The following is a 23,832-nucleotide window of genomic DNA, read 5'->3' on the forward strand; positions in this document are numbered from 1 at the left end:
AAATGGAGTGACAGCAATGACTAATATGTTAGAAGCGTTAAACATGAAAATAGAAAAAGAAGCACAGGGTTTATTAATTATGTCAATGCCAGTAACTGATCAAGTTAAACAACCATTTGGCTATTTACATGGTGGCGCAAGTTTAGCATTAGGAGAGACAGCTTGTTCTATGGGTGCAGCATATTTAATCGATACGGATCAATATGTACCGCTAGGATTAGAAATGAATGCAAATCATATTGGTTCTACCACAGAGGGCACAATTTACGCAACGGCATCTATCATACATGAAGGTAAGACAACACAGGTATGGAATATAGATATTAAAGACGATACAGATAGATTAATTTGTGTTATGCGCGGAACAATTGCTATAAAGCCTTTGAAGCGTTAATAAAAATAAAAAGATCGATATAAAGTTATTTAACTTTATATCGATCTTTTTATTTTGCTTTTATTTTCAATTTCATCATAAGCTTCTGCAATTCGAAGTGCAGCTTCTCGTCCGCCCATAATATTACGCGAAAATGGACCAAGCATTAAATCAGCTAAACCGCCTGTGACAAACAGGTTAGGTAACCATTCTAAGGTTGATGAGATAAATGGCAAGCCACACGATGTTATAGGTGCTTGGAAGTGATCTGTGAGTTGCTTAATAATAGGCTGTTGCATGATTGATTCTTTAAATCCTGTAGCTAATAAAATGCGGTCATAGTGTAAGCAATCATTTTCAGTGCAAATGTGATGCTGTTGAATATCTGTAAGTTCATTGACATGTATACTCAATCTGTTTTGTTTGATGTGCTTTTTAAGCCTTAATTCGAGTTCTTTAGGCATAGACCCTTTATGTCGTTCACGTTTAATAATATCAAATCTTTGTTTAGAAGATTGAATCGCATTAAAAGACGTCATGTTTTTAGGACCGAGCCATCCTGGGTCTGCATCAAAATCATGTACATCTATGGGTTTATTCGTCCACAAGTGAATTTTATTATTATTTGCTTTTAATAGTCTTAAACATAGATGTGCAGCTGATATACCACTACCAACGACATGTGAGGTTTCTGAATCATAAGATCCATCGTCATCGAACACATGGGATATATCGGGTTGTTGTACAAATAGTTCAGGCGTGTATGTATCATGATTACAGCCAAAAGCAATAATTAAATTATCTGTATGTATCCATTCACTATTGTTTAATTGTATTAACCATTGCTTGTCGTCTTTTTCTATTTTATTGACATAACTTTGTATATGACTTTGGTTTAATTCAAAGTAATGAATAAGCTCATGTGTATGATCCATAAACATGTCACGATTTGGTCGTTTGTATGGCCCATAGGCTGGGTTTGTATAGTGCATTTTCTTAGCATATTGTTTCAAATGAAATGGGTTAGGATGGACATGATGTACGCATGGAGAACGTAAATAGGGCATGTCTATACGTTTAGTATAATTATTGAATTGTTCACAGAGATTATGATGAGGGTCTATCATTTTTAAATGGTCACTTTTTAACCCCTTCGATCTTAATTTGATAGCTATTGTAGCTGCATGTAAACCACCGCCGATAATTGTCCAAGTTGTCATAAGCATTCAAACTCCTTTTAAAACGAAATGATTACGATTTAATATATCATTAAATTTAACTTATGACAAATAGAAATAAACATACTGGTCAAATTGTCTTAGTCTCCGTCTATAAAGAATAAAAAACACTCAGCTATTTAATGATAGCTGAGTGTTTCATAATGTAGAAAAAAGCAATTTATATTAGATTTTTGTATCTTTTAACTCATCTTTTAAATCATTACGTTTTGTTCGTTTTGAAGCAGGTGTATCTAAATTATATGCAGCTTTAATAATAAGGTGACTTGATAGTGGACCAGTGATTAAGATAAATAATATACCGATAAGTAATTGCATACTTGCGTAACCCTCACGTCCAATAAAGAACAAGAATACACCACTAATTAATAACATCGCTCCTAATGTAGCTGCTTTACCAGCAGCATGTGCTCTTGAATAGACATCGTCTAAACGTAAAAGGCCAATCGCTGCAAGTGCACTAATGAGTGAACCAAGGATAATTAAAATAAGTGCGATACTAATGACGATCGTCGTTATCATATTCAATCACCTTACCTTTATCCATATATTTCGCGAATACTGCTGTACCTAAGAAGGCTAAAATACCAATCATTAGAATAACGACCATCATATATTTAGTACCTAAGAACACACTAAATAATGCGACGATGGCCATAAGTTGAATACCAATTGCATCAAGTGCAACAACACGGTCAGCTAGAGAAGGGCCTATGATTACACGTACAAGCATACCTAGCATAGACAACGCTACGATGACTAATGCGATAATTAAAATTATATTATAGTTCATCATTTTTCGCCTACCTCTCTAACGACTTTTTCAAGGGAAGATTTAATACCTTCCACTTCTTCCTCTTTAGTACTAAAATCAATGCAGTGTATATAAATTTCAGTACGATCATCACTTATGCCTAACACGACTGTACCAGGTGTTAAGGTAATTAAGTTAGATAATAACGCAATTTCCCAGTCTGTTTTCAAATCTGTATTATAAGTGAAAAATGCTGGTTCGTTGTCTATCTTTGGCTTAACAATAATGCGTATCACATCGACGTTGGCTTTTATTAATTCTATGATGAAAACGAAGAAGAGTTTAACTATTTTATAAACTGTAATAATGTAAAATCTTCCAGGTAAAATACCACGCATTAGGTATACTAATAATAGGGCAAATAAGTAGCCTAGTATAAAGTTATTAAAAGTATAACTCCCTGTTACAAACAACCAAAAAACAGATAAAAGTAAATTTACTAATATTTGGACTGCCATATTATTTTCCCCCCAATACGCCATCAATATAAACACTAGGATTATAGAATGCCTCTGCAGCATCTTTTATAATTGGATGTAGAAAGTCAGCAGATAATCCGAAAACTACTGAAATTGCAACTGAGACCATAGCAATCGCCAGTATCCCTTTATATTGTAATTTAGGATTTACTTTATATCCTTTTGATTCGCCAAAGAATCCTTGTAAGAATATGCGAATGACTGAATAAAGTACAACAAGACTTGAAAGTAGTATGACAATACCACTCAAATAGAAACCTTTTTCGAAGGTAGCCTGTACAATATAAAATTTACCATAAAAACCACTGAGTGGCGGTATGCCAGCTAAGCTAAGTGCCGCAATAAAGAATGACCAACCTAAAACTGGGTAGTCTTTAATGAGACCACTATATTTGCGTAAATCATGGGTTTTAGTAATTTTGTACATAACACCAATTAAGAAAAATAGTGCTGCTTTAATTAACATATCATGTAACGTGTAATAAATTGCGCCCATCATACCAGTTTGGTTCATCATAGCTACACCGACTAAAATAACGCCGACAGCAATCATTATATTGTAGATAATAATTTTCTTAGTATCAAAATAACTGACTGCACCTACACAACCAAAGATAATGGTTAGTAGTGCTAAGAAAAGAATAATATAGAACGGAAAGCTTGATGTATCATGAATAAAAAGACTTGATGTTCTAGCAATTGCATAGACACCAACTTTTGTTAATAATGCACCGAAAAAGGCAATGATTGCAATTGGTGGGGCGTAATAAGCACCTGGTAACCAAATGTACATTGGAAAAACGCCGGCTTTCGTTGCAAATACAAAGATAAACATGATGAATATGATATTTACAATCCCAGTATCTGCAGCAGGTAGTTGTCCTAATTTTTCACCAATATCGGCTAAATTTAACGTACCAACTACAGAGTAGAGCATTGCTACCGCAATAACAAAGAATGCGGATGATGTAACATTTATAAGTACATATTTTATCGTTTCACTTAATTGTACTTTCGTACCACCGATAACTAATAGAATATAAGATGCCAGTAAGAATACTTCGAAGAATACGAATAAGTTAAAAATATCACCTGTGATAAATGAACCTATGACACCTGTTAGCATGAACATTACTGCGAAGTAGTAATAATACGTTTCACGTTCTATGCCCACTGATTGATAAGAATATAAAATAATCAGCATTGTTACGATTAAACTTGAAATCACGAGAAGGATACTAAATATATCGAGCACTAATACGATACTATATGGTGCTTCCCATGAACCAAGTTCTAAAGTTATAATCCCATGCTTTAATACGTTGTTTAAGTTAATAAATGCAAAAATTAATGTGACAGCTGTCCCACTTAGTGCAACGTATCGTTTAATAATAGGGCGCTTACCAATGAACACAAGTGCAATAATAGTCAACATTGGTATGACGAGTAGTGAAATAATGAGATTACTCTCGATCATCATCTAGCACTCCTTTCATACTTTCTACGTTGTCAGTTCCTAATTCTTTATAACTTCTAAAGGCTAGTACTAAGAAGAACGCTGTTACAGAAAATGAAATTACAATTGCTGTTAAAATTAACGCTTGTGGAATTGGATCAACATAGGAAGATATACCTTTTTCATAAATCGGTACTTCTCCTTTTTTTAATCCACCCATTGTAATTAAAAATAAATTGGCTGTATGTGTTTGCAAAGTAGTCCCAATAATGATGCGTATCAAACTCTTAGAAAGAATGAGATAGACGCTCATTGCTGTGAGAATACCACAAACAAAAATCATCACTATTTCCATTACTCATTCTCTCCAATCGATAAAATTATAGTCATTACTGTACCGATAACTGCAAACATTACACCTAAGTCAAAGAACGTTGCCGTATGCATTTCCATCGGTTGTAAAATTCCTAAAGGTATTTCAAACGGTGTGTGTGTGAAGAAGTTTTTAGTATAAAACCAACTCGCCATAGGTGTTGCTATACAAAATAGCAAACCAACACCTATTAATAATTTGAAATCCCAAGGAAAGATTTTCCTCATAGTTTTAATATCAAAAGCTACAGCTATGATGACTAGGGCACTAGATAGTAATAGGCCACCTACGAAGCCACCACCTGGTGTGTAATGTCCTGCTAAAAATAATGAAAGTCCAAACATTACGATGAGGAAGAAGATAAGAACTGCTGAATATTGAAAGATGATATTATTCTTCTGTCTTTTCAACGTTTTTACCTCCTTCATCATTTGATTTATTATTTGTGCGGAGTTTAATCATTGTATAAACTCCCAAACCTGCAATACCGAGCACAGAGGCTTCGAATAAAGTATCGGTACCACGGAAATCGACAAGTATGACGTTTACCATATTAGTGCCGTGTGCTAAATCATATACATGTTCTTTATAGAATTCAGCGATAGAACCAAAGTGTCTATTACCATAAGTAATTAGTCCAAGCACAGTAACAACCACACCTGCACCAACTGAAACTAAAACATTTACAAGTTTGAACGAACGCGTCTCTTTATGTCTGTTTAAGTTTGGTAAGTGATAGAAACACAATAAGAATAACGCTGTAGAAATTGATTCAACTACAAATTGTGTAAGGGCTAAATCTGGTGCGCCAAAGAATATGAAGAAGATAGCGACAGAATAACCTACAGCACTTGCCATAATGATACTGAACAATCTTGAACGTGCAAATATAATCATAGAAGCTGATGTAATTATAAGTACTACAATGATTAATTCAAATGGACGTACTTCACTCACGTCTTTAAAGTTAATACTAAATGGTGTTACTAATAATGTAGCTAAAGTAATTAAAATTAAAGAAATAAATATAATTACTAAGTTGTTACGCGTAAAACCAGTCACATAAGCATTTGTGAACTTACTTGAGTAACCTGGCGAATCGTTACCGAACTTATCATACCAGTAATTGATTGTAAGTTTTGTAGGATGTGCGCGTAATAAGCGAACCCAATAGCCAAACGATAAAATCAGTAATATACCAACAATATATATACCAATGGTAGAGAAAAATGCTGGTGTAAAACCATGGAACATATGGAATTCTGCATGCGTTCCAGTGCTTTGACTGATTGAATTAACAGCAGGCTCAATAATTGATCCCGTTAATATAGAAGGGAAGAACCCAAATACAATAACTAATATTGCTAAAATAGCTGGTGAAACCAACATTAGTATAGAAGCTTCATGTGCTTTTTTCGGTAAAGCATCTGATTTATGGCTACCTAAGAAGATTTGGCCTATAAATCTTATAGAATATACAAATGTAAATATACTACCAATAATTGCTACGATTGGAATTAATAAGCCAAGCGTATTTAAACTAAATAGGTTAACGTTTGTGACCTCAATCATACTTTCCAAGAACTTCTCTTTAGAAAGGAAACCGTTAAACGGTGGCACACCTGCCATACTGAGTGAGGTGATTATGGTAATTGTAAAAGAAATAGGCATTATTGTTAGCAAGCCACCTAATTTTTTTACATCACGAGTACCTGTACTATGGTCAATGGCACCAGCAATCATAAATAACGCACCTTTAAATGTAGCGTGATTAATGAGATGGAACACAGCAGCGGTGAACGCAGCAACATAAAGTTGACTTTCAGCACCTTCAAAATGATAACTTACTGCACCTATACCTAACATAGACATAATCATACCAAGTTGTGAAACGGTAGAAAATGCTAATATACCTTTTAAATCTTGTTGTTTTGTAGCGTTTAATGACGCCCAAAACAGAGTGATTAAACCGACAGCAGTTACTGTCCAAATCCAACCTTGTGAAAGTGCAAAGATGGGTGTCATACGTGCTACTAAGTAAAGACCCGCTTTAACCATTGTAGCTGAGTGTAAGTAGGCACTGACCGGCGTTGGCGCTTCCATTGCATCCGGTAACCAAACGTAAAATGGAACTTGAGCAGATTTTGTCATCGCACCAATTAATACAAATATCATTGATAAAATGAAATACGGACTTGTTTGGATTTCAGATGCATTCCCAATAAGTTCTTGAATACTTGTAGAGCCACCTGCGAGTGATAGTAAAATAAGACCACCCAAAAGTGATAAGCCACCAAATACAGTGACAAGCATTGATTTTTGAGCACCGTAAATAGATGCTTGTTTGTCACGCCAAAATGAAATGAGTAGAAAACTAGAAAATGAAGTTAACTCCCAAAATAGATATAACATAATAATATTATCAGATAAAACAACACCTAACATTGCACCCATAAAGAGCAACAGATAACAATAAAAATTTCCTAACTGCTCTTGTCGACTTAAATAACTTATAGAATATAGTACGATTAAACTACCAATGCCAGTGATTAACAAACTGAATAGTAATCCTAGACCATCCGCGTATAAATCGAAATTCATACCAAAATGAGGCATCCAGTTTGCTCTCTGCATTACGGTATTTCCTGACATGGTCGTAGAAATATATGAGAGGAAATATATAAATAAGACGACGGGGATAGGTAACACAAACCATCCTAAATGTATTCGTTTATGAACCCGATATACAAATGGAATAATGAGTGCAAATATTAACGGTAGAAGAACCGCTATATGTAACAAACTCATTATTTTATCCTCCTTTAAAAATAGTATAAGGTTATTATACATGAATTAGACTATTCTGAAAAACATGGCTAACCCATGAAACACATGAATTAAATGTTTATTTAAATAAGAAGAAACGCAGTATTTTTATTCAAAATTTTGTTTATATTGAATTGCGTAATCCTTCTTAAGTTGCTGTAAATTGTCGAGTGATTTCTTTGCATGTAATGTATCTTGATCTTTTAATTTAATCTCCAATTTAGTGATTGCTTGTTGTAATGATTGCTCATAAGGCAATTCATCCTCAGTAAATGGTTTAAGATGCGATTTAGTTGTATAGCGTTTTTCAAAATGACTTAACGCTTTACGCTCATGAAAAAATACATTTTCAGTTTCTCTTGGGCTATGTAAATCACCTTGTTTTGGGTGTTTGATTACTTGTTCCACTTGAACTAAGACTTGATTTTCATCTTCTTCCTTTATTACGACACCGTAGCTTCCAGTTTTATGTGCAAAACGATATAACATAGTTCAATACATCCCTTCATTTGTGTTAGAATACATATATCATCTTAACATGAAATGGAGAATAAAAATGACGAACTATCCTCAGTTAAACTCAGAAATAAACGGTAACGAAATTAAAATGGTATTACACACGAATAAAGGCGATATGACATTTAAATTGTTACCTGACGTGGCACCAAAAACAGTAGAAAACTTTGTAACACATGCTAAAAATGGTTATTACAATGGCGTGACTTTCCACCGTGTAATTAACGACTTCATGGTACAAGGCGGCGATCCAACAGCAAGTGGTATGGGTGGCAAAAGTATTTATGGTGGTCCATTCGAAGATGAGTTCTCACTTGAAGCATTTAATTTATATGGTGCTTTATCAATGGCAAACTCTGGTCCAAATACAAATGGATCTCAATTCTTCATTGTACAAATGACAGAAGTACCTGAATCAATGCTTAGTCAATTAGCTGATGGTGGTTGGCCAGAACCGATTGTAAAAGCATATGGTGAAAATGGTGGTACACCTTGGTTAGATCAAAAACATACAGTTTTCGGTCAATTAATTGATGGTAAAGCAACATTAGAAGATATTGCAAATACAAAAGTAGGTCCTCAAGATAAACCAGTGCATGATATTAAAATTGATTCAATTGATATCGAAGAAAAACAAAACTAAGCGAATATAAAATAGTAGTATTGCAATTATAAGTAGTACGTAAAATATAATATGTGTAAGACAGGTTCAATCGAACACCCAATTTAGTGAATTTATGTTGAGTGTGCAGTTGAGCCTGTTTTTTTATTGAAACTACCTTAAAAATTAACAATGTAATTAAATGTAGTAAAAATAGTCTAGACACATACTTATGTATAAAAATTTTTCTAGTCTAGTAATTTCAAGTGCTAAATGAGAGTTGAAACTTGCCATGTATATAAGATTAACATTTTTATTTTGTTAAATTATTGTATGAAATCTATAAAATGTGAAATTTTTCTATTAAATGTTAGTACCAAGTTATAATTTATGCTATTATAATAGTGTTAAGTAAAACGAAATAAGGGGTTATCACGTTGAATAATCACTATACAGTAGGTCAACATATCAAAGTTCGTGTGACTGGTATTCAACCGTATGGCGCTTTTGTAGAAACCCCGGACAATGCTGAGGGATTAATCCACATATCCGAAATTATGGATGATTACGTCCATAATTTGAAAAAGTTTTTATCAGAAGGACAAATTGTAAGAGCGAAAGTGATTTCAATTGATGATGAAGGTAAACTGAATCTTTCTTTAAAAGATAATGACTATTTTAAAAATTATGAACGTAAGAAGGAAAAGCAATCAGTGTTAGATGAAATTAAAGAAACCGAAAAATATGGGTTTCAAACAATTAAAGAACGCTTGCCGGTTTGGATTAAACAGTCCAAAAACGCGATTAAAGATGAAAAAACATCTTTAACAAGATACTGACATTTCGATAAGAAATGTCAGTATTTTTTTATTGTGAAGAGGACATAATCAAAAATTACATGCGTGAGCATATTCATTTATCTTTATAGTTTAGATAGTTAGAATAAATAAGCACTTAAATAGTGTGGAAAAAGTGATAAGGTATTTTACTTAGGAGGATTAATTGTAATGAATAAAAAATTTCAACCGTTATTCGAAAAGCTTACATTACCTAATAAAGTTGTATTAGATAATAGATTCGTTTTAGCACCGCTAACACATGTATCTTCAAATGATGATGGCTCGATTTCAAATGAGGAAGTAGTATATATGGAACAACGTTCAAAAGATGTGGGATTAGCTATTTCTGCTGCTAGTAATGTAACAGATTTAGGAAAAGCATTTCCTGGACAACCTTCTGTAGCACATGATTCAAACTTAGAAGGGTTGAAACGTTTAGCTGAGGCAATGAAGAAAAATGGGTCAAAAGCTATTGTTCAAATTCATCATGGTGGTGCCCAAGCATTACCTAATTTAACGCCTAATGGAGATGTTGTTGCACCTAGTCCCATTTCATTAAAAAGTTTTGGAGAACAGGAAGAACACCATGCACGCGAAATTACTGTTGAAGAAATAGAAGAAGCAATTAAAGCGTTTGGTGAAGCGACACGAAGAGTGATTGAAGCTGGTTTCGATGGCGTAGAAATTCACGGCGCTAACCACTATTTAATCCATCAATTTGTCTCACCTTATTACAACCGTCGTAATGATGAATGGGGCGAAGATCCTTATAAATTCGCGAATGCAGTTGTTGATGAAGTGACAGAAACAGTTAAACGTCACGGGAATAAAGATTTTATCGTTGGATATAGATTTTCCCCTGAAGAAGCAGAGTCACCAGGAATAAGCATGGAAATTACAGAAACGTTAGTAAACCATTTAATTGAAAAACCATTAGACTATTTACACGTTTCATTGATGGATATTCATTCGAAAACACGTGAAGGACAATATAAAGGTCAAGAACGTATCAAATTATTACTACAATGGATTAATGGTCGTATGCCACTTGTTGGTATTGGTTCAATATTTACAGCGGAACAAGCAATTGAAGCGATTGAATCAACAAATGTAGAACTTGTAGCTTTAGGCAGAGAAATATTATTAGATCACAATTTTGTTAGTAAAATTAAAAATGGCGAAGAAGATCAAATTATTTCTCACTTTGATCCAAATAGAAAAGATAAGCATCATCTGCCACCAAAATTATGGGAACAGTTTAATAAAGGATTCTATCCACTCCCAAGAACAGATAATAAATAGCGTATAGTTTAACAAGTAGTGTATTATCACAATCATTTTAAAATATTGTGATAGTTATACTACTTTTTTTATTTACAAATAAAGATAAAAGAATAGCAGTTATTAGATGAAATAAAACGAAAAAAATCTAAAAAAAGTTATAGATTAATAATTATTATTATGGATTTGTTTGATTAGTAGATATTGTGCTAGGTATTATTCATCCGTAATTATATATAATTACGAGTAAATAACAGTGTATAATTATTAATTCATCCTTTGTTATAATGCATGAATTGATGATTGAATATACAATTTTATGTAAAAATAATAAAGGATATTTTATTTTTTAAATCAGACAAAATTATCTTGTATAAATGTAGGGAATTATGTCATTATATATGTAAGGGCTTACATAGAAATTGAGTTGTTTATAGATATGTTAAAGCTTGATTTATGTTGATGTATCGGCTTATAAGTTGCATCAAGTGAGCAGTTTTAGAAAATGGTTTCAGTTGAACTCTAAATACGTTATGCTATGAACAAGTATCGTTTTAGAGTTTAAAAAGACTCTTAAAATATTTTCAAAGGGGAGATATCATGTCAAGATCAAAAGAAATCATAGAAGTAACAAATCATTACGGAGCACAAAACTATGTGCCACTTCCAATCGTCATATCGGAAGCAGAAGGTGTTTGGGTTAAAGATCCAGAAGGTAACAAATATATGGATATGCTATCTGCGTATTCAGCTGTAAACCAAGGTCACAGACATCCAAAGATTATTCAAGCATTGAAAGACCAGGCAGATAAAGTTACTTTAGTGTCTCGTGCATTCCATAGTGATAATCTAGGCGAATGGTATGAAAAAATTTGTAAACTTTCAGGTAAAGAAAAAGCATTGCCAATGAACACAGGAGCTGAAGCGGTTGAAACTGCATTAAAAGCTGCACGTCGTTGGGCTTACGATGTTAAAAATATAGAACCAGATAAAGCAGAAGTAATTGCATTCAATGGTAACTTCCATGGTCGTACTATGGCGCCAGTGTCATTATCATCAGAACCTGAATATCAACGTGGATATGGTCCATTATTAGAAGGATTTAATAAAGTTGATTTTGGAGATATTGAAGCTGTTAAAGGTGCTATCAATGAAAATACTGCTGCAATTTTAATTGAACCAATCCAAGGGGAAGCTGGAATTAATGTTCCACCAGAAGGTTACTTAAAAGCAATTAGAGAATTATGTGATGAACATAATGTCTTGTTTATTGCCGATGAAATTCAAGCTGGTTTAGGTCGCTCAGGTAAATTATTTGCTACAGACTGGGATGACGTTAAACCAGACGTATACATTTTAGGTAAAGCATTAGGCGGCGGCGTATTACCAATTTCAGTCGTATTAGCAGATGAAGAAGTATTAGGCGTGTTTACACCTGGATCTCACGGTTCTACATTTGGTGGTAATCCATTAGCTTGTGCAGTTTCAAATGCTGCATTAGATGTTATTATCGACGAAGATTTACCTGGTCGTTCATTAGAATTAGGAAATTATTTCAAATCTGAGCTAGAAAAAATAGATCATCCTGCGATCAAAGAGGTTCGTGGTCGTGGTTTATTTATCGGAATTGAATTAAATGAAGATGCGAGACCTTATTGTGAATCATTAAAAGAAAAAGGTTTATTATGTAAAGAAACACATGACACTGTGATCCGTTTTGCACCACCACTTATTATTTCAAAAGAAGAATTAGACTTTGCATTAGACAAAGTAAGAAGCGTTTTTGAGTAAATTTATAGTAAAAAAATATAAGTTTTGAAAACTCTTTAAAAAGCAAAATGTTATGTTACAATTATCATGAAAGCGAAATCATTAGTTACGAAAAAGAGGCGAAATGAATCATGACTGAGAATAATAATTTAGTTACTTCTACGCAACAAATTATTAAAGAAGCATTGCATAAACTGGGATTTGACGATGGTATGTATGATTTAGTAAAGGAACCTTTGAGATTCCTTGAAGTTCGAATTCCTGTCCGTATGGATGATGGTACTGTTAAAACATTTACTGGTTATCGTGCACAGCATAATGATGCTGTTGGACCAACAAAAGGTGGAGTTCGTTTCCATCCAGATGTTGATGAAGAAGAAGTTAAGGCCCTATCAATGTGGATGACATTGAAATGTGGCATAGTGGATTTACCGTACGGCGGAGGTAAAGGTGGAATCATTTGTGATCCAAGACAAATGAGCATTCATGAAGTAGAACGTCTATCTCGTGGGTATGTGCGCTCAATTTCTCAATTCGTTGGACCAACTAAAGATATTCCAGCACCAGACGTATTTACAAACTCTCAAATTATGGCGTGGATGATGGATGAATATAGTTCATTAGACAAATTCAATTCACCAGGTTTCATTACTGGTAAACCAATTGTTTTAGGCGGTTCACAAGGCCGTGATCGTTCAACAGCTTTAGGTGTAGTAATTGCTATTGAACAAGCTGCACAAAGAAGAGGACTAGATTTAAAAGGTGCACGTATGGTAATTCAAGGTTTCGGTAACGCAGGTAGTTTCTTAGCGAAATTCTTGTACGACATGGGTGCGAAAATTGTTGGTATCTCAGACGCTTATGGTGCATTACATGATCCAGAAGGTTTAGATATTGACTATCTATTAGACAGAAGAGATAGTTTTGGAACAGTAACAAATTTATTTGAAGAAACAATTTCAAATAAAGAATTGTTCGAACTTGATTGTGATGTGCTGATTCCGGCAGCAATTACAAATCAAATTACTGAAGATAATGCAGCAGATATTAAAGCTGATATCGTGGTTGAGGCTGCTAATGGTCCAACTACACCAGCGGCAACACGTATTTTAACTGAACGTGGTGTACTACTTGTTCCTGATGTATTAGCAAGTGCTGGTGGCGTAACTGTTTCATACTTCGAATGGGTACAAAATAATCAAGGTTATTATTGGACGGAAGAAGAAGTAAACACTAAATTACGTGAAAAACTTATAACTGCTTTTGATACAATTTATGAATTATCACAAAATAGAAAAATTGATATGCGTTTAGCTGCGTTTATCGTTGGTATTAAACGTACTGCAGAGGCAGCACGTTACCGTGGTTGGGCATAAAACGTAGAATAGAGTATAAATGGTTTGAATAGTTATTGATTTAGATACAATAAAAAGTACCCACTATTAATTTTTAATAGTGGGTACTTTCTATTTATTACAAGTTATTTTTTAAGACAAACTTCCTTTTAAAATGTCTACTTTTGACTTTGTCGATATTTTTTGGTTAGTATATATGATTTAATTATCCATTTCTTGATATTCGATTGCCCATTTTTCTAAGGCTGTGAGTACTGGTAGAAACTTTAATCCTCTTTCGGTTAATGAATAATCATTTATTGTATTTTATATTCTCTTCAAAGTAGACATTTAAAAAGTGAAAACCTTGAAGTTTTTTGTATGTTACACATGAATATATACTAAATTTATAGTTGTTATTAATATTGGTTTAATTTAAAACGCTATGTTATTTATTTTCTGAATTATCAGACTTGTCGAACTTTTTTAGTTATGCTATTGTAAAAAAGAATATTAATAGCTAAATAATAAACTCCACCTTATAAACTATATAAAGAAAAGGATGACGAGCTGATGTAAGATTATCTTTAATTTAAAACAAAAATTAAATAATAAATTAATTCAAGGAGTAATATCTGATGAATAAATCATCGTTTCGTTTTTTATGGATTGGTCAATCTCTCGCAAATAGCGGAGATGTTTTTTATATGGTGGGTTTAATAGCAATAATATACGAATTAACAGGCTCTGTAACTTATATGGCTTTTGTACCTTTTTTTATAACAGCATCAAGGTTTGTAAGTGGCATCGTCGCTCCTTTAATTATTGAACGAGTCAGGTTGAAGGTACTTTTAGCTTATTCCCAATTGGGTAAAACAATAGCTACAATTATACTTATAGGTTATATAGAAGTTTTTTCTTCTTTTAGTACATCTTTTTTAATTTTTTTCTTTGTAATTGCCATTTCCTTTTTAGACGGATGGGCAAATCCAGCGAGAAATGCTTTTATTCCAATATTAGTCGAACAAAATGCTCTGGTGAAAGCTAATAGTTTTCTTGCTATTCTTGATCAAACAATTCGTTTAGGGGGATGGGCAGTTGGAGGAATGCTTGTTGCTATTATAGGGGGCGTAAACGTTCTTTGGTTTACATTTTTCTTGTTTGTAACATCAAGTTTTATGATGTTTTTAATTCCTAGTATTGATAAAAATATAGTGAGCGATGAACAATCAATAAAACTATCAAATTGGGAAGTATTAAAAAAAGGATGGGTAACTATTTGGCAAACACCCACTTTACGTACTATTAGTATCGTAGAATTTTTTGAATCTATTGCAAATGTGGTATGGGCAGCTGCAATTATGTACGTGTATGTAGATCAAGTTTTGCAAACTGGAGAACAATGGTGGGGGTATATAAACGCAACTTTCTTCTCTGGATTAATGATAGGTGGGTTTTTAAGTTTAAAATGGTCACATTTAGTAGATCGACTTTCCAGCAAAGTTATTTTAGTTGGAGCTTTCTTAGCTAGTTTAACAACTCTAATGTTTGGTTTAACGTCGACTCCGTGGATGGCATTAGTATTATCCTTATTATTTGGGTTGGTAAATCAAATTAAGGATGTTGCTCAAGAGACCTTGGTACAGAAGAGTGTGGTTCATAGACTTTTACCTAATATTTACTCCGCAAAAGACGCTTTAATAACTGCAATTTTCGGGGTTTCCTCGCTGATTTTAGGTAATTTGACCGACTTATTTGGTGTGAGATTCACATTTACCTTAGCTGCAACACTACTATTTATATCTTCGATTATTGTGATTATAAATAGAAAGGATATTTGAGTAATCTATAATAAATGAAAAGGAAAATACATTTATTATTTGTTTTACATCTAAATAAAATATCAAAACATAAACGCACTTATATGATTTTAAAAGGAGGGATTCTATGTTTAAGACAAAGATTGATGACAATTTAAGCCTTAAAATTTTAGAAGAAAGAGATACTCAAGCACTTTTTAATATAGTTGATAATTCAAGAGACTATCTAAATGAATGGCTTCCCTTTGTAAAATTCACGAAAACAAGTGAAGATACTAAGCAATTTATAAAATCTGGGCTCAATCAGTTTATAGAAAATGATGGGTTTCACTGTGGTATTTGGTACAACGAACAATTGATTGGTGTCATCGGATTACATTATATAAATTGGTTGAATGAAAAAACATCTATAGGATATTATATTGATCAAAATTACGAAAATTTAGGGATAATGACAAAATGCACAAAATTTTTAATAGATTACTGTTTCAATGAAATAAATTTGAACAGAATTGAAATACAAACAGCAACTAAAAATATTAAAAGTCAAAAAATTCCCAGGAAATTAGGGTTTAAACAAGAAGGCATTTTAAGAGAAGATGAAAAATTGAATGGAAAATTCGTTGATAGTTATGTATTTAGCTTGCTTAAATCTGAATATAATAATTAAAAACTAAATTTTTAAGAAGATTATAGTTACCGAAGTTCACAAATAAAAAACACTTAGATTTTAAACTAACGTTTAAAAACACAGACAAATCAATTGCTAGAAAAGCTTTTGATTTGTTTTTTTATAGATATTATATCCTCGAAACACTCTATATCCATGAAACTTATTATTTAATTCTTTTTGGAAATTCAAGGTGTCTCTATTTGCTGACACAGTACATATATTAATTTGTTTTCTTTTGAAAAAGGGCAGTTAATTGTGCCGATTCCTTACTCTTTAATAAAGCACTAGTCAAAGAGTACAGGTTTAGGCTGTCCTACCCAAGAAAAGCGTGCACAAAAAAAGTGCCAACAAAGTCACAGGCTTTGTCGACACACACTAAAAAGTTAATTTAAAAACTAACTTTTTAAGTAAATGATTTTAATAAATTCAATAGTTAAACCATATATCCAGTAATGGGATGGTTATTATATAATAATATTTTCTTCAACACTGATATTTTTACCAGCAAATTATTCTTTGTCATAAAAATTTGCTGGTAATGTTTTCACAAAAGTAAATAAAACTATCGTCTGCAATGTTACCATTATTAACAAACCCAATCTTATATAAGGGTGGTCTATCATGAAAATTGAAAAGCCGATAACTATATAAAGACTCAACAAAAGTTTGAACTTATCCTTCAACGTATAGCCTTTGTTTTCTTTAAAACTTTCAACATAATTCACATAAACTTTTGTTTGTACTAACCATTTTTCAAATTTATCAGAGCTTTTAGAAAAACAAAGTACTGCAACTAATAAAAATGGTGTAGTTGGTAATAATGGTAATAAAACGCCAGCAAAACCAATGACTGTAAATAACACACCAATAATAATTAAAAAATATTTCAAAAAAACACTCCTATTGATAGCTATTATCAATAATAAACTAATTCATCACTATAGTAAATAACATAACATTTTACAGGATGGTTTTTATTATGGTTGTTAATATAGGCATTTGTTATTGTAAAAAAAATTTTTATTTTACTTGTGCTTCATTTTCATTAATTACTTGCTTATATAAATCAGGATAATTTGTAAAGACGCCATGTACGCCATAATCATTTAGTCGTTGCATGTCTGCTTTTTCATTAACAGTAAACGGATGCACTAAAAGACCTGCTTTTTTGAGGTTATGCACATTTTGTTTTGTTAAATCTGTATGTTCGGGACCTACACCAACTGCATACTGTTTGATCGCATTAAAGTCTTGTTGTGTCATACTAGGTAATTCACCCTTATCTAATAAACGTACAAGAGGGATATTAGGGTTTAGGTTTTGTAGCTTTAATAAGCTTTCTTGTGAAAACGATTGAAGCATAACATGTCCATTTTCAAGGGATTCACTATTTAGTAAATTGTGTTTATTTAATGTATCTAGAAGTTTTTCTTCCATGCCAGGGTAAACATCGGGCGATTTAGTTTCAATATAATAATTGGCATCTGAACCATAGCGTTGGAAAATCTCATCTAATGTCGGCACTTGGACACCTTCATAATTTGAATTTGCATATTGAGGATTTGCCGCATTAAATTTACTGCCTGCATCTAATTTTTTCAGCTCTTCAAGTGTATATTGATCGACTCTACCTGTACCATTTGTAGTTCTATCAACAGTTTCATCGTGCATTGCGACGAGGTGGCCATCTTTAGTCATTTGTAAATCAATTTCTATATATGATGCGCCTATAGCATTATGGCTCTTATCATAAGCTGCTAGTGTATGCTCTGGTGCATAACCACTTGCGCCTCTGTGAGCGATTGTTGTGAATTTTTCACCTGTTAAATTATGTAATTCGTTCTGCTTATTATTTATACCGTTTGATTGAGGGCTTTGTTGTGAATGAGAAGCATTCTGGTTTTCCATCTGACTGCCTTTACCACTAGCTTGAATGTCTGGAGATGCACCAAGACTCAATAATGATGTTACCGCAATACTTGAAATGATAAATTTACTGACGTGTTTCATAATGTTGTCACTCCTTAATCTGAACTGTAATCTCATAGTACAAAATAAAATCAGAAATAAGAATAGGATTTACAACATATTTATTCAAACTAAATAATGTTTAACATATAATTACAATTTATAATAAAAAATTACAAATAGAAGCATGTTACTGTATGTTGTAGAGCTTATACAAGTTGTTTCTCAGAAGCGTTTCTGCTATTAGAATGTTATTAACTAGTAATACTGTCATTGCGTCATAGGGTACTATACGGGTGTTTATAACGTCTTAAGAATATGTAATAAAAAAGAACTGGAAAACCGCTTATTTAAGCACGGTTTCCAGTTCTTTTTGTTAATGTTGTTGCTTTATTATATTGATTTGTTGTTTTACTGCTTCTTGTCCCGTTGAACCATAACTGATTCTACGACTTACACAGTTTTCAGGTTTTAAGTAATCATAAATATCCGCTTCGATACTGGCATGTGCGTTTTGATATTCTTCTAACGGAACGTCTAGTAAATAAACGTTATGTTGTATAGACCAAAGCACAATTTTACCAACGATTTCATGTGCATTTCTAAAAGGCACACCTTTGTTGACTAAGTAATCTGCAAGTTCTGTTGCATTTGAGAAATCATTGTAGACAGTTTCTTGTAAGTGATCCACATTCACAGTCATTGTATCGATCATGCCTTCGAAGATACGTAGGGAACCTTTAAGTGTATGCACAGCATCAAAGAGACCTTCTTTATCTTCTTGCATATCTTTATTGTATGCTAACGGTAAACCTTTAAGTGTCATAAGCATGCTCATAAGATTACCTGTCGTACGTCCAACTTTACCTCTAATTAATTCTGCCATATCAGGATTTTTCTTCTGCGGCATGATGGAAGAACCAGTTGAAAATGCGTCAGATAAAGTTATGAAATTTGCTTCTGCTGATGACCAAAAAATGATTTCCTCAGCAAAACGAGAAAGGTGAACCATAGTTAATGAAATGTTGTGTAACGTTTCAACAATGTAATCTCTATCACTTACAGCATCCATACTATTTTCATAAAGTGCGCTAAAGTTTAATAAAGCTTGCGTTTCATGACGGTCAATTGGATAAGTCGTGCCACTTAATGCAGCTGCACCAAGAGGGGAGATATCGATACGCTTCAAGCTATCTTGGAAACGTGATTTATCTCTTTCTAACATCCAATAATACGTCAATATATGATGTGCAAACGATATTGGTTGTGCTCTTTGCAAATGCGTATAACCTGGCATGATGGTATCGACATGTGCTTCGGCAACTTTTACAATTGTTTGTTGGAAAGCAGTGATGGATTCAATTAAGTAGTTAACTTCTTCTTTTGTATATAAATGCATATCAGTAGCAACTTGATCATTTCTACTACGGCCAGTGTGTAATCTACCGCCTGCATCACCGATACGTTTAATTAATTCATGCTCGATATTTAAGTGAATATCTTCTAAAGAGACATCTAAGTTTAAATTACCTTGTTCATAATCAGCTAAAATAGCGTTTAAACCATCTATAATTTGTTCGCAGTCTGAATCAGAAATAATACCTTGTTTGGCTAACATCGTTGCGTGGGCAACACTACCTTGGACATCGTATTCAATTAATGCTTTGTCAAAGTGGATAGAAGCATTGAATTCATCGACCCATGCTTCTGGTTGTTCACTAAATCTACCACCCCAAGCTTTACTGCTCATCGTTATATCCACCATGTAACATAGAATTTACTTTAGTAGGTAGGCCAAAGATATCGATGAAACCAACTGCTGATTCTTGATTAAACGCGTCTTCTTTTGTATAAGTAGCTAATTTTTCATTATATAGTGTATGTGGTGATTGTCTGCCATTAACGATTGCATTACCTTTGTATAATTTAATACGTACATCACCTGTAACATATTGTTGCGTACTATCGACGAATACTTTTAAGCTATCTGTTAATGGAGAGAACCATAAACCATTATAAATTTGTTCTGAGAATTGTTTTTCGATTACAGGTTTGAAATGTGCTACATCTTTTGTAAGGGTAATTGTTTCAAGTGCTTTGTGCGCTTTTACAATTACTTCTGCTGCAGGTGTTTCATAGACTTCTCTTGATTTAATACCTACAAGTCTATTTTCTACATGGTCAATTCTACCAATACCATGTTTACCAGCTAATTTATTTAAATATAAAATGAGTTCACTTAATTTATATGATTGACCGTCTAAAGCAGTAGGGATACCTTGCTCAAATGAAAGTACAATTTCATCTGAATCATCAGGTGTGTTTTCTAATGCGTTAGTTAAGTCATATGCATCTTCTGGTGGTGTAGCGTATGGATCCTCGAGGATACCACATTCGTTACTTCTACCCCATAGGTTTTGGTCAATTGAATAAGGTGAATCATGTTGAATTGGTACCGGAATATTATGTTTAATTGCATAATCTATTTCTTCTTCACGACTCCAAGCCCATTCTCTAACTGGAGCAAATACTTTTAGTTCTGGATCTAAAGCTTTAATTGCTACTTCAAAACGAACTTGGTCATTCCCTTTACCAGTACAACCATGTGCAATACCAACTGCATTTGTTTTGCTAGCAATTTCTACTAATTTTTTTGAAATTAATGGTCTTGATAATGCAGATACTAATGGATAAGTACCTTCATACATTAAATTACCTTTAATTGCATATGATACGAAATCTTGACTGAATTCTTCAGTAGCATCAATAATGTGACATTCACTTGCACCCATATCTAATGCTTTTTGATGAACGATGTCTAAATCCTTACCTTCACCTACGTCTAAACAACAAGCTACAACGTCGTAACCTTTATCTAATAACCATTTTACTGCAACACTTGTATCTAAACCGCCTGAATATGCTAATACTATTTTCTCTTTCATAATTTCCACCTCTAATTGATATTTTTAAAATTTGTTTTTTTATTTGATATTGAATAGTATAGCAGATGTCCAATGAAAATAAAACCACTTTTATACATAAATATGCAAAAATATCCAGAAGATCTTATTCATAAAAGGAAGTATTTATGTTATGAATATTGAAAAAATATTGATTGAAGGGTTTTATCTATATGTATATAATAATGAATAAAAAAATTGGAGCGCTAAAGATAATTAGCAAAATTGTCATAATTTATGACTGGTTATAGGCTAGTTGTTTGAATAGTCAAAATAAACTTAGTAATATTATATTGAAACTAAAAACACTGGAGGCAATATCAAATGACTCATATTCAATTAGATTATGGTAAAACTTTAGAATTTTTTGGAGAACACGAACTACAACAACAAAAAGATATCGTTAAATCAATTCATAAAACAATTCATGAAGGAACAGGCGCTGGTAGTGATTTCTTAGGTTGGATAGACCTTCCTGTTGATTATGATAAAGAAGAATTTTCACGTATTTTAGAAGCTTCTAAACGTGTCAAAGAAAATACAGATGTGTTTGTAGTAATTGGCATTGGCGGTTCATATTTAGGTGCACGTGCAGCTATTGAAATGTTAACTTCTTCTTTTAGAAATAGTGATGAGTATCCAGAAATCGTCTTTGTAGGTAATCATTTATCTTCAACATATACACAAGAGTTAATTGATTATTTAGATGGAAAAGATTTCTCAGTCAATGTAATTTCAAAATCTGGTACAACAACTGAACCAGCAGTTGCATTTAGATTGTTTAAACAATTACTTGAAAATAAATATGGCAAAGATGAAGCGAAAAAACGTATTTTTGCAACTACAGATAAAGAAAAAGGTGCGTTAAAAGAATTAGCTACAAACGAAGGCTATGAAACATTTGTTGTGCCTGATGATATTGGTGGCCGTTATTCAGTATTAACTGCAGTGGGCTTATTACCAATTGCGGTTGCTGGAATTGATATTAAAGCAATGATGGAAGGTGCGGCTAAAGCACGTAAAGAATTGTCATCAGAAAACATAGAAGACAATATTGCTTATCAATATGCAACAATCCGTAACGTTTTATATGCAAAAGGTTATGACACTGAAATGTTAATCAACTACGATCCTTCAATGCAATATTTCAATGAATGGTGGAAACAATTATTTGGCGAATCTGAAGGTAAAGACTTCAAAGGTATTTACCCTTCAAGTGCAAACTATACAACGGATTTACATTCTCTTGGCCAATATGTTCAAGAAGGACGTCGTTTCTTATTTGAAACAGTAGTAAAAGTAAATAATCCAAAACATAACATTATTATAGAAGAAGATAATGATAATTTAGATGGATTAAATTACTTAGCAGGTAAAACAATAGATGAAGTGAATACAAAAGCTTTTGAAGGTACACTATTAGCGCATACAGATGGTGGCGTTCCAAATATTGTTGTTGATATTCCTCGTTTAGATGAAGAAACATTTGGTTATATCGTATACTTCTTCGAATTGGCTTGTACAATGAGTGGTTACCAATTAGGCGTGAATCCATTCAATCAACCAGGCGTTGAAGCATACAAACAAAATATGTTTGCTTTATTAGGCAAACCTGGATTTGAAGATAAAAAAGCAGAATTAGAAAAACGTTTATAATATAATAAATTATTGCATTAAAACGATGATTTAATGAAAGACCCATTCCAAAGATAAATTTGGAATGGGTCTTTTCTATATTTATAACGCTAAAACGTATAATAATTAACTATAATTTTTCAAGCATATCATGGTCATTAATACTATAAGTCTCTGACATGATGCTTTTTTCGTTCTTGAGACTGATTTATATTAAATCTAGTACTTTATAGTTTTAAAAACCGGATGTTACACTTATAATTATAATCAATAGAAATGATGGAGATGGGTTAGATGACAGAAGAACAAGTACAATATTGGTTTGATTTATTCGGAAACTTAGGATATATTGTAGGTTTTTTACTGCCATTTATTGAAGCCTTTATTCCTATTTTGCCAATCATTGTATTTGTCATTGTTAACGTGAATGCTTACGGTTTTATCATCGGAACTTTATTGGCTTGGATAGGCACAGTAGCTGGTAGTTATATTGTGTTCCTATTTTTTAGAAGGCTTACGCATACACGTTATATGAAGAAAATACAACAACGTACCTCTGTTCAGAGATTGATACATTTCATTGATAGAAAAGGTGTCCTTCCAATTTTTATTTTAATGTGTTTTCCATTTACACCAAGTGCACTAGTTAATATTGTCGCGAGTTTATCGCATATTAAAGCACATGCCTATTTGACCGTTCTTATAGCTTCAAAATTCGTAATGATTGGGCTTGTAGGTTGGTTGGGGAATGATATTACAACTTTATTCACAAGTCCTATAAGATTGATAACTATCATCATCGTCATTTTAATAGTATGGTTTGTAGGACGAAAAATCGAGAAACATTTTATGCATTCTTCAGAGGAGTGACAG

General features: G+C 32.8%; 24 protein-coding genes. 10 read left to right on the forward strand and 14 right to left on the reverse strand.

Going from position 1 to position 23,832, the window contains the following annotated elements:
• Positions 1 to 16 precede the first annotated feature (16 nt).
• Positions 17 to 394, forward strand: coding sequence for a hotdog fold thioesterase (locus AST02_RS12125; RefSeq protein WP_065339144.1), 378 nt, complete (start codon positions 17 to 19; stop codon positions 392 to 394).
• A gap of 35 nt (positions 395 to 429) precedes the next feature.
• Here AST02_RS12125 and AST02_RS12130 read toward each other — a convergent pair whose 3' ends face one another.
• The 9 genes from AST02_RS12130 to kapB all read right to left on the reverse strand — a co-directional run bounded on the left by AST02_RS12130 (position 430) and on the right by kapB (position 8,048).
• A complete protein-coding gene (locus tag AST02_RS12130; RefSeq protein ID WP_069817994.1) occupies positions 430 to 1,593 on the reverse strand; it encodes an NAD(P)-binding domain-containing protein in 1,164 nt (387 codons plus the stop codon).
• A 183-nt stretch (positions 1,594 to 1,776) separates the two neighbouring features.
• Positions 1,777 to 2,133: a Na+/H+ antiporter subunit G1 gene (locus AST02_RS12135; RefSeq protein WP_069817995.1), complete on the reverse strand. Its 357-nt coding sequence runs from the start codon at positions 2,131 to 2,133 to the stop codon at positions 1,777 to 1,779.
• Positions 2,111 to 2,404 carry a Na(+)/H(+) antiporter subunit F1 gene (locus tag AST02_RS12140; RefSeq protein WP_069818052.1) on the reverse strand — a complete coding sequence of 98 codons (294 nt, stop codon included), beginning with the start codon at positions 2,402 to 2,404 and terminating at the stop codon, positions 2,111 to 2,113. Before AST02_RS12140 ends, AST02_RS12135 begins: the two co-directional genes overlap by 23 nt.
• Positions 2,404 to 2,883, reverse strand: coding sequence for a Na+/H+ antiporter subunit E (locus AST02_RS12145; protein WP_069817996.1), 480 nt, complete (start codon positions 2,881 to 2,883; stop codon positions 2,404 to 2,406). The genes AST02_RS12140 and AST02_RS12145 overlap by 1 nt, the downstream gene beginning before the upstream one ends.
• 1 nt (position 2,884) lies before the next feature.
• The gene (locus AST02_RS12150) at positions 2,885 to 4,381 is read right to left on the reverse strand and encodes a Na+/H+ antiporter subunit D (protein WP_069817997.1); all 1,497 of its coding nucleotides are present in this window, start codon (positions 4,379 to 4,381) and stop codon (positions 2,885 to 2,887) included.
• Positions 4,368 to 4,715, reverse strand: coding sequence for a Na+/H+ antiporter Mnh1 subunit C (gene mnhC1, locus AST02_RS12155; RefSeq protein ID WP_057512733.1), 348 nt, complete (start codon positions 4,713 to 4,715; stop codon positions 4,368 to 4,370). The genes AST02_RS12150 and mnhC1 overlap by 14 nt, the downstream gene beginning before the upstream one ends.
• The gene (locus AST02_RS12160; protein WP_141714378.1) at positions 4,715 to 5,143 is read right to left on the reverse strand and encodes a Na(+)/H(+) antiporter subunit B; all 429 of its coding nucleotides are present in this window, start codon (positions 5,141 to 5,143) and stop codon (positions 4,715 to 4,717) included. The genes mnhC1 and AST02_RS12160 overlap by 1 nt, the downstream gene beginning before the upstream one ends.
• Positions 5,124 to 7,541, reverse strand: a complete 2,418-nt coding sequence (locus tag AST02_RS12165) for a Na+/H+ antiporter subunit A (protein ID WP_069817999.1) — start codon at positions 7,539 to 7,541, stop codon at positions 5,124 to 5,126. The genes AST02_RS12160 and AST02_RS12165 overlap by 20 nt, the downstream gene beginning before the upstream one ends.
• A 126-nt stretch (positions 7,542 to 7,667) precedes the next feature.
• Positions 7,668 to 8,048: a sporulation phosphorelay system protein KapB gene (kapB, locus tag AST02_RS12170; RefSeq protein ID WP_069818000.1), complete on the reverse strand. Its 381-nt coding sequence runs from the start codon at positions 8,046 to 8,048 to the stop codon at positions 7,668 to 7,670.
• 67 nt (positions 8,049 to 8,115) lie between these two features.
• Between kapB and AST02_RS12175 the strand changes: the two genes are divergently transcribed.
• The 5 genes from AST02_RS12175 (at position 8,116) to AST02_RS12195 (ending at position 13,942) form a co-directional block, all read left to right on the forward strand.
• Positions 8,116 to 8,718 (forward strand): peptidylprolyl isomerase, encoded by a 603-nt coding sequence (locus tag AST02_RS12175; RefSeq protein ID WP_069818001.1) that lies wholly within the window; start codon positions 8,116 to 8,118, stop codon positions 8,716 to 8,718.
• Between the two features lie 395 nt (positions 8,719 to 9,113).
• Positions 9,114 to 9,515, forward strand: a complete 402-nt coding sequence (ygs, locus tag AST02_RS12180) for a S1 domain-containing post-transcriptional regulator Ygs (protein ID WP_002508137.1) — start codon at positions 9,114 to 9,116, stop codon at positions 9,513 to 9,515.
• Positions 9,516 to 9,683: 168 nt separating this feature from the next.
• On the forward strand, positions 9,684 to 10,817 hold the full coding sequence (locus AST02_RS12185) for an NADH-dependent flavin oxidoreductase (protein ID WP_069818002.1): 1,134 nt from the start codon (positions 9,684 to 9,686) through the stop codon (positions 10,815 to 10,817).
• 579 nt (positions 10,818 to 11,396) lie between these two features.
• Positions 11,397 to 12,587 carry an ornithine--oxo-acid transaminase gene (locus AST02_RS12190; protein WP_069818003.1) on the forward strand — a complete coding sequence of 397 codons (1,191 nt, stop codon included), beginning with the start codon at positions 11,397 to 11,399 and terminating at the stop codon, positions 12,585 to 12,587.
• A gap of 110 nt (positions 12,588 to 12,697) precedes the next feature.
• Positions 12,698 to 13,942 (forward strand): Glu/Leu/Phe/Val family dehydrogenase, encoded by a 1,245-nt coding sequence (locus tag AST02_RS12195; protein WP_069818004.1) that lies wholly within the window; start codon positions 12,698 to 12,700, stop codon positions 13,940 to 13,942.
• 180 nt (positions 13,943 to 14,122) lie between these two features.
• Here the strand turns inward: AST02_RS12195 and AST02_RS14635 are convergent, their stop codons facing one another.
• Entirely contained in the window at positions 14,123 to 14,221 is a 99-nt protein-coding gene (locus AST02_RS14635) for a winged helix-turn-helix transcriptional regulator (protein ID WP_141714382.1), read from the reverse strand.
• A gap of 317 nt (positions 14,222 to 14,538) precedes the next feature.
• On the opposite strand from AST02_RS14635, the gene AST02_RS12200 reads away from it, so the two are divergent.
• Positions 14,539 to 15,741 carry an MFS transporter gene (locus tag AST02_RS12200; RefSeq protein ID WP_069818005.1) on the forward strand — a complete coding sequence of 401 codons (1,203 nt, stop codon included), beginning with the start codon at positions 14,539 to 14,541 and terminating at the stop codon, positions 15,739 to 15,741.
• Positions 15,742 to 15,847: 106 nt separating this feature from the next.
• Positions 15,848 to 16,390 (forward strand): GNAT family N-acetyltransferase, encoded by a 543-nt coding sequence (locus AST02_RS12205; RefSeq protein WP_069818006.1) that lies wholly within the window; start codon positions 15,848 to 15,850, stop codon positions 16,388 to 16,390.
• A gap of 512 nt (positions 16,391 to 16,902) precedes the next feature.
• Here the strand turns inward: AST02_RS12205 and AST02_RS12210 are convergent.
• From AST02_RS12210 to AST02_RS12225, 4 genes are all read right to left on the reverse strand, one after another.
• A complete protein-coding gene (locus AST02_RS12210; protein WP_069818007.1) occupies positions 16,903 to 17,283 on the reverse strand; it encodes a YbaN family protein in 381 nt (126 codons plus the stop codon).
• A gap of 130 nt (positions 17,284 to 17,413) precedes the next feature.
• A complete protein-coding gene (locus AST02_RS12215) occupies positions 17,414 to 18,403 on the reverse strand; it encodes a glycerophosphodiester phosphodiesterase (protein WP_069818008.1) in 990 nt (329 codons plus the stop codon).
• A gap of 334 nt (positions 18,404 to 18,737) precedes the next feature.
• On the reverse strand, positions 18,738 to 20,111 hold the full coding sequence (gene argH / locus AST02_RS12220) for an argininosuccinate lyase (RefSeq protein ID WP_069818009.1): 1,374 nt from the start codon (positions 20,109 to 20,111) through the stop codon (positions 18,738 to 18,740).
• Entirely contained in the window at positions 20,101 to 21,306 is a 1,206-nt protein-coding gene (locus tag AST02_RS12225) for an argininosuccinate synthase (RefSeq protein WP_069818010.1), read from the reverse strand. Before AST02_RS12225 ends, argH begins: the two co-directional genes overlap by 11 nt.
• A 342-nt stretch (positions 21,307 to 21,648) precedes the next feature.
• Here AST02_RS12225 and AST02_RS12230 point away from each other — a divergent pair, with 342 nt between their 5' ends.
• Positions 21,649 to 22,980 carry a glucose-6-phosphate isomerase gene (locus AST02_RS12230; RefSeq protein WP_069818011.1) on the forward strand — a complete coding sequence of 444 codons (1,332 nt, stop codon included), beginning with the start codon at positions 21,649 to 21,651 and terminating at the stop codon, positions 22,978 to 22,980.
• 273 nt (positions 22,981 to 23,253) lie between these two features.
• Positions 23,254 to 23,829 carry a TVP38/TMEM64 family protein gene (locus AST02_RS12235; RefSeq protein ID WP_069818012.1) on the forward strand — a complete coding sequence of 192 codons (576 nt, stop codon included), beginning with the start codon at positions 23,254 to 23,256 and terminating at the stop codon, positions 23,827 to 23,829.
• The last annotated feature ends 3 nt before the right edge of the window (positions 23,830 to 23,832 follow it).

It is taken from the genome of Staphylococcus equorum, from assembly GCF_001747895.1.
Lineage (GTDB): Bacteria > Bacillota > Bacilli > Staphylococcales > Staphylococcaceae > Staphylococcus > Staphylococcus equorum_A.

Coding starts and splice junctions, on each gene's coding strand:
- AST02_RS12125 (WP_065339144.1), top strand. CDS start 17: ATGACTAATATGTTAGAAGCGTTAAACATGAAAATAGAAAAAGAAGCA.
- AST02_RS12130 (WP_069817994.1), bottom strand. CDS start 1,593: ATGACAACTTGGACAATTATCGGCGGTGGTTTACATGCAGCTACAATA.
- AST02_RS12135 (WP_069817995.1), bottom strand. CDS start 2,133: ATGATAACGACGATCGTCATTAGTATCGCACTTATTTTAATTATCCTT.
- AST02_RS12140 (WP_069818052.1), bottom strand. CDS start 2,404: ATGAACTATAATATAATTTTAATTATCGCATTAGTCATCGTAGCGTTG.
- AST02_RS12145 (WP_069817996.1), bottom strand. CDS start 2,883: ATGGCAGTCCAAATATTAGTAAATTTACTTTTATCTGTTTTTTGGTTG.
- AST02_RS12150 (WP_069817997.1), bottom strand. CDS start 4,381: ATGATCGAGAGTAATCTCATTATTTCACTACTCGTCATACCAATGTTG.
- mnhC1 (WP_057512733.1), bottom strand. CDS start 4,715: ATGGAAATAGTGATGATTTTTGTTTGTGGTATTCTCACAGCAATGAGC.
- AST02_RS12165 (WP_069817999.1), bottom strand. CDS start 7,541: ATGAGTTTGTTACATATAGCGGTTCTTCTACCGTTAATATTTGCACTC.
- kapB (WP_069818000.1), bottom strand. CDS start 8,048: ATGTTATATCGTTTTGCACATAAAACTGGAAGCTACGGTGTCGTAATA.
- AST02_RS12175 (WP_069818001.1), top strand. CDS start 8,116: ATGACGAACTATCCTCAGTTAAACTCAGAAATAAACGGTAACGAAATT.
- AST02_RS12185 (WP_069818002.1), top strand. CDS start 9,684: ATGAATAAAAAATTTCAACCGTTATTCGAAAAGCTTACATTACCTAAT.
- AST02_RS12190 (WP_069818003.1), top strand. CDS start 11,397: ATGTCAAGATCAAAAGAAATCATAGAAGTAACAAATCATTACGGAGCA.
- AST02_RS12195 (WP_069818004.1), top strand. CDS start 12,698: ATGACTGAGAATAATAATTTAGTTACTTCTACGCAACAAATTATTAAA.
- AST02_RS12200 (WP_069818005.1), top strand. CDS start 14,539: ATGAATAAATCATCGTTTCGTTTTTTATGGATTGGTCAATCTCTCGCA.
- AST02_RS12205 (WP_069818006.1), top strand. CDS start 15,848: ATGTTTAAGACAAAGATTGATGACAATTTAAGCCTTAAAATTTTAGAA.
- AST02_RS12215 (WP_069818008.1), bottom strand. CDS start 18,403: ATGAAACACGTCAGTAAATTTATCATTTCAAGTATTGCGGTAACATCA.
- argH (WP_069818009.1), bottom strand. CDS start 20,111: ATGAGCAGTAAAGCTTGGGGTGGTAGATTTAGTGAACAACCAGAAGCA.
- AST02_RS12225 (WP_069818010.1), bottom strand. CDS start 21,306: ATGAAAGAGAAAATAGTATTAGCATATTCAGGCGGTTTAGATACAAGT.
- AST02_RS12230 (WP_069818011.1), top strand. CDS start 21,649: ATGACTCATATTCAATTAGATTATGGTAAAACTTTAGAATTTTTTGGA.
- AST02_RS12235 (WP_069818012.1), top strand. CDS start 23,254: ATGACAGAAGAACAAGTACAATATTGGTTTGATTTATTCGGAAACTTA.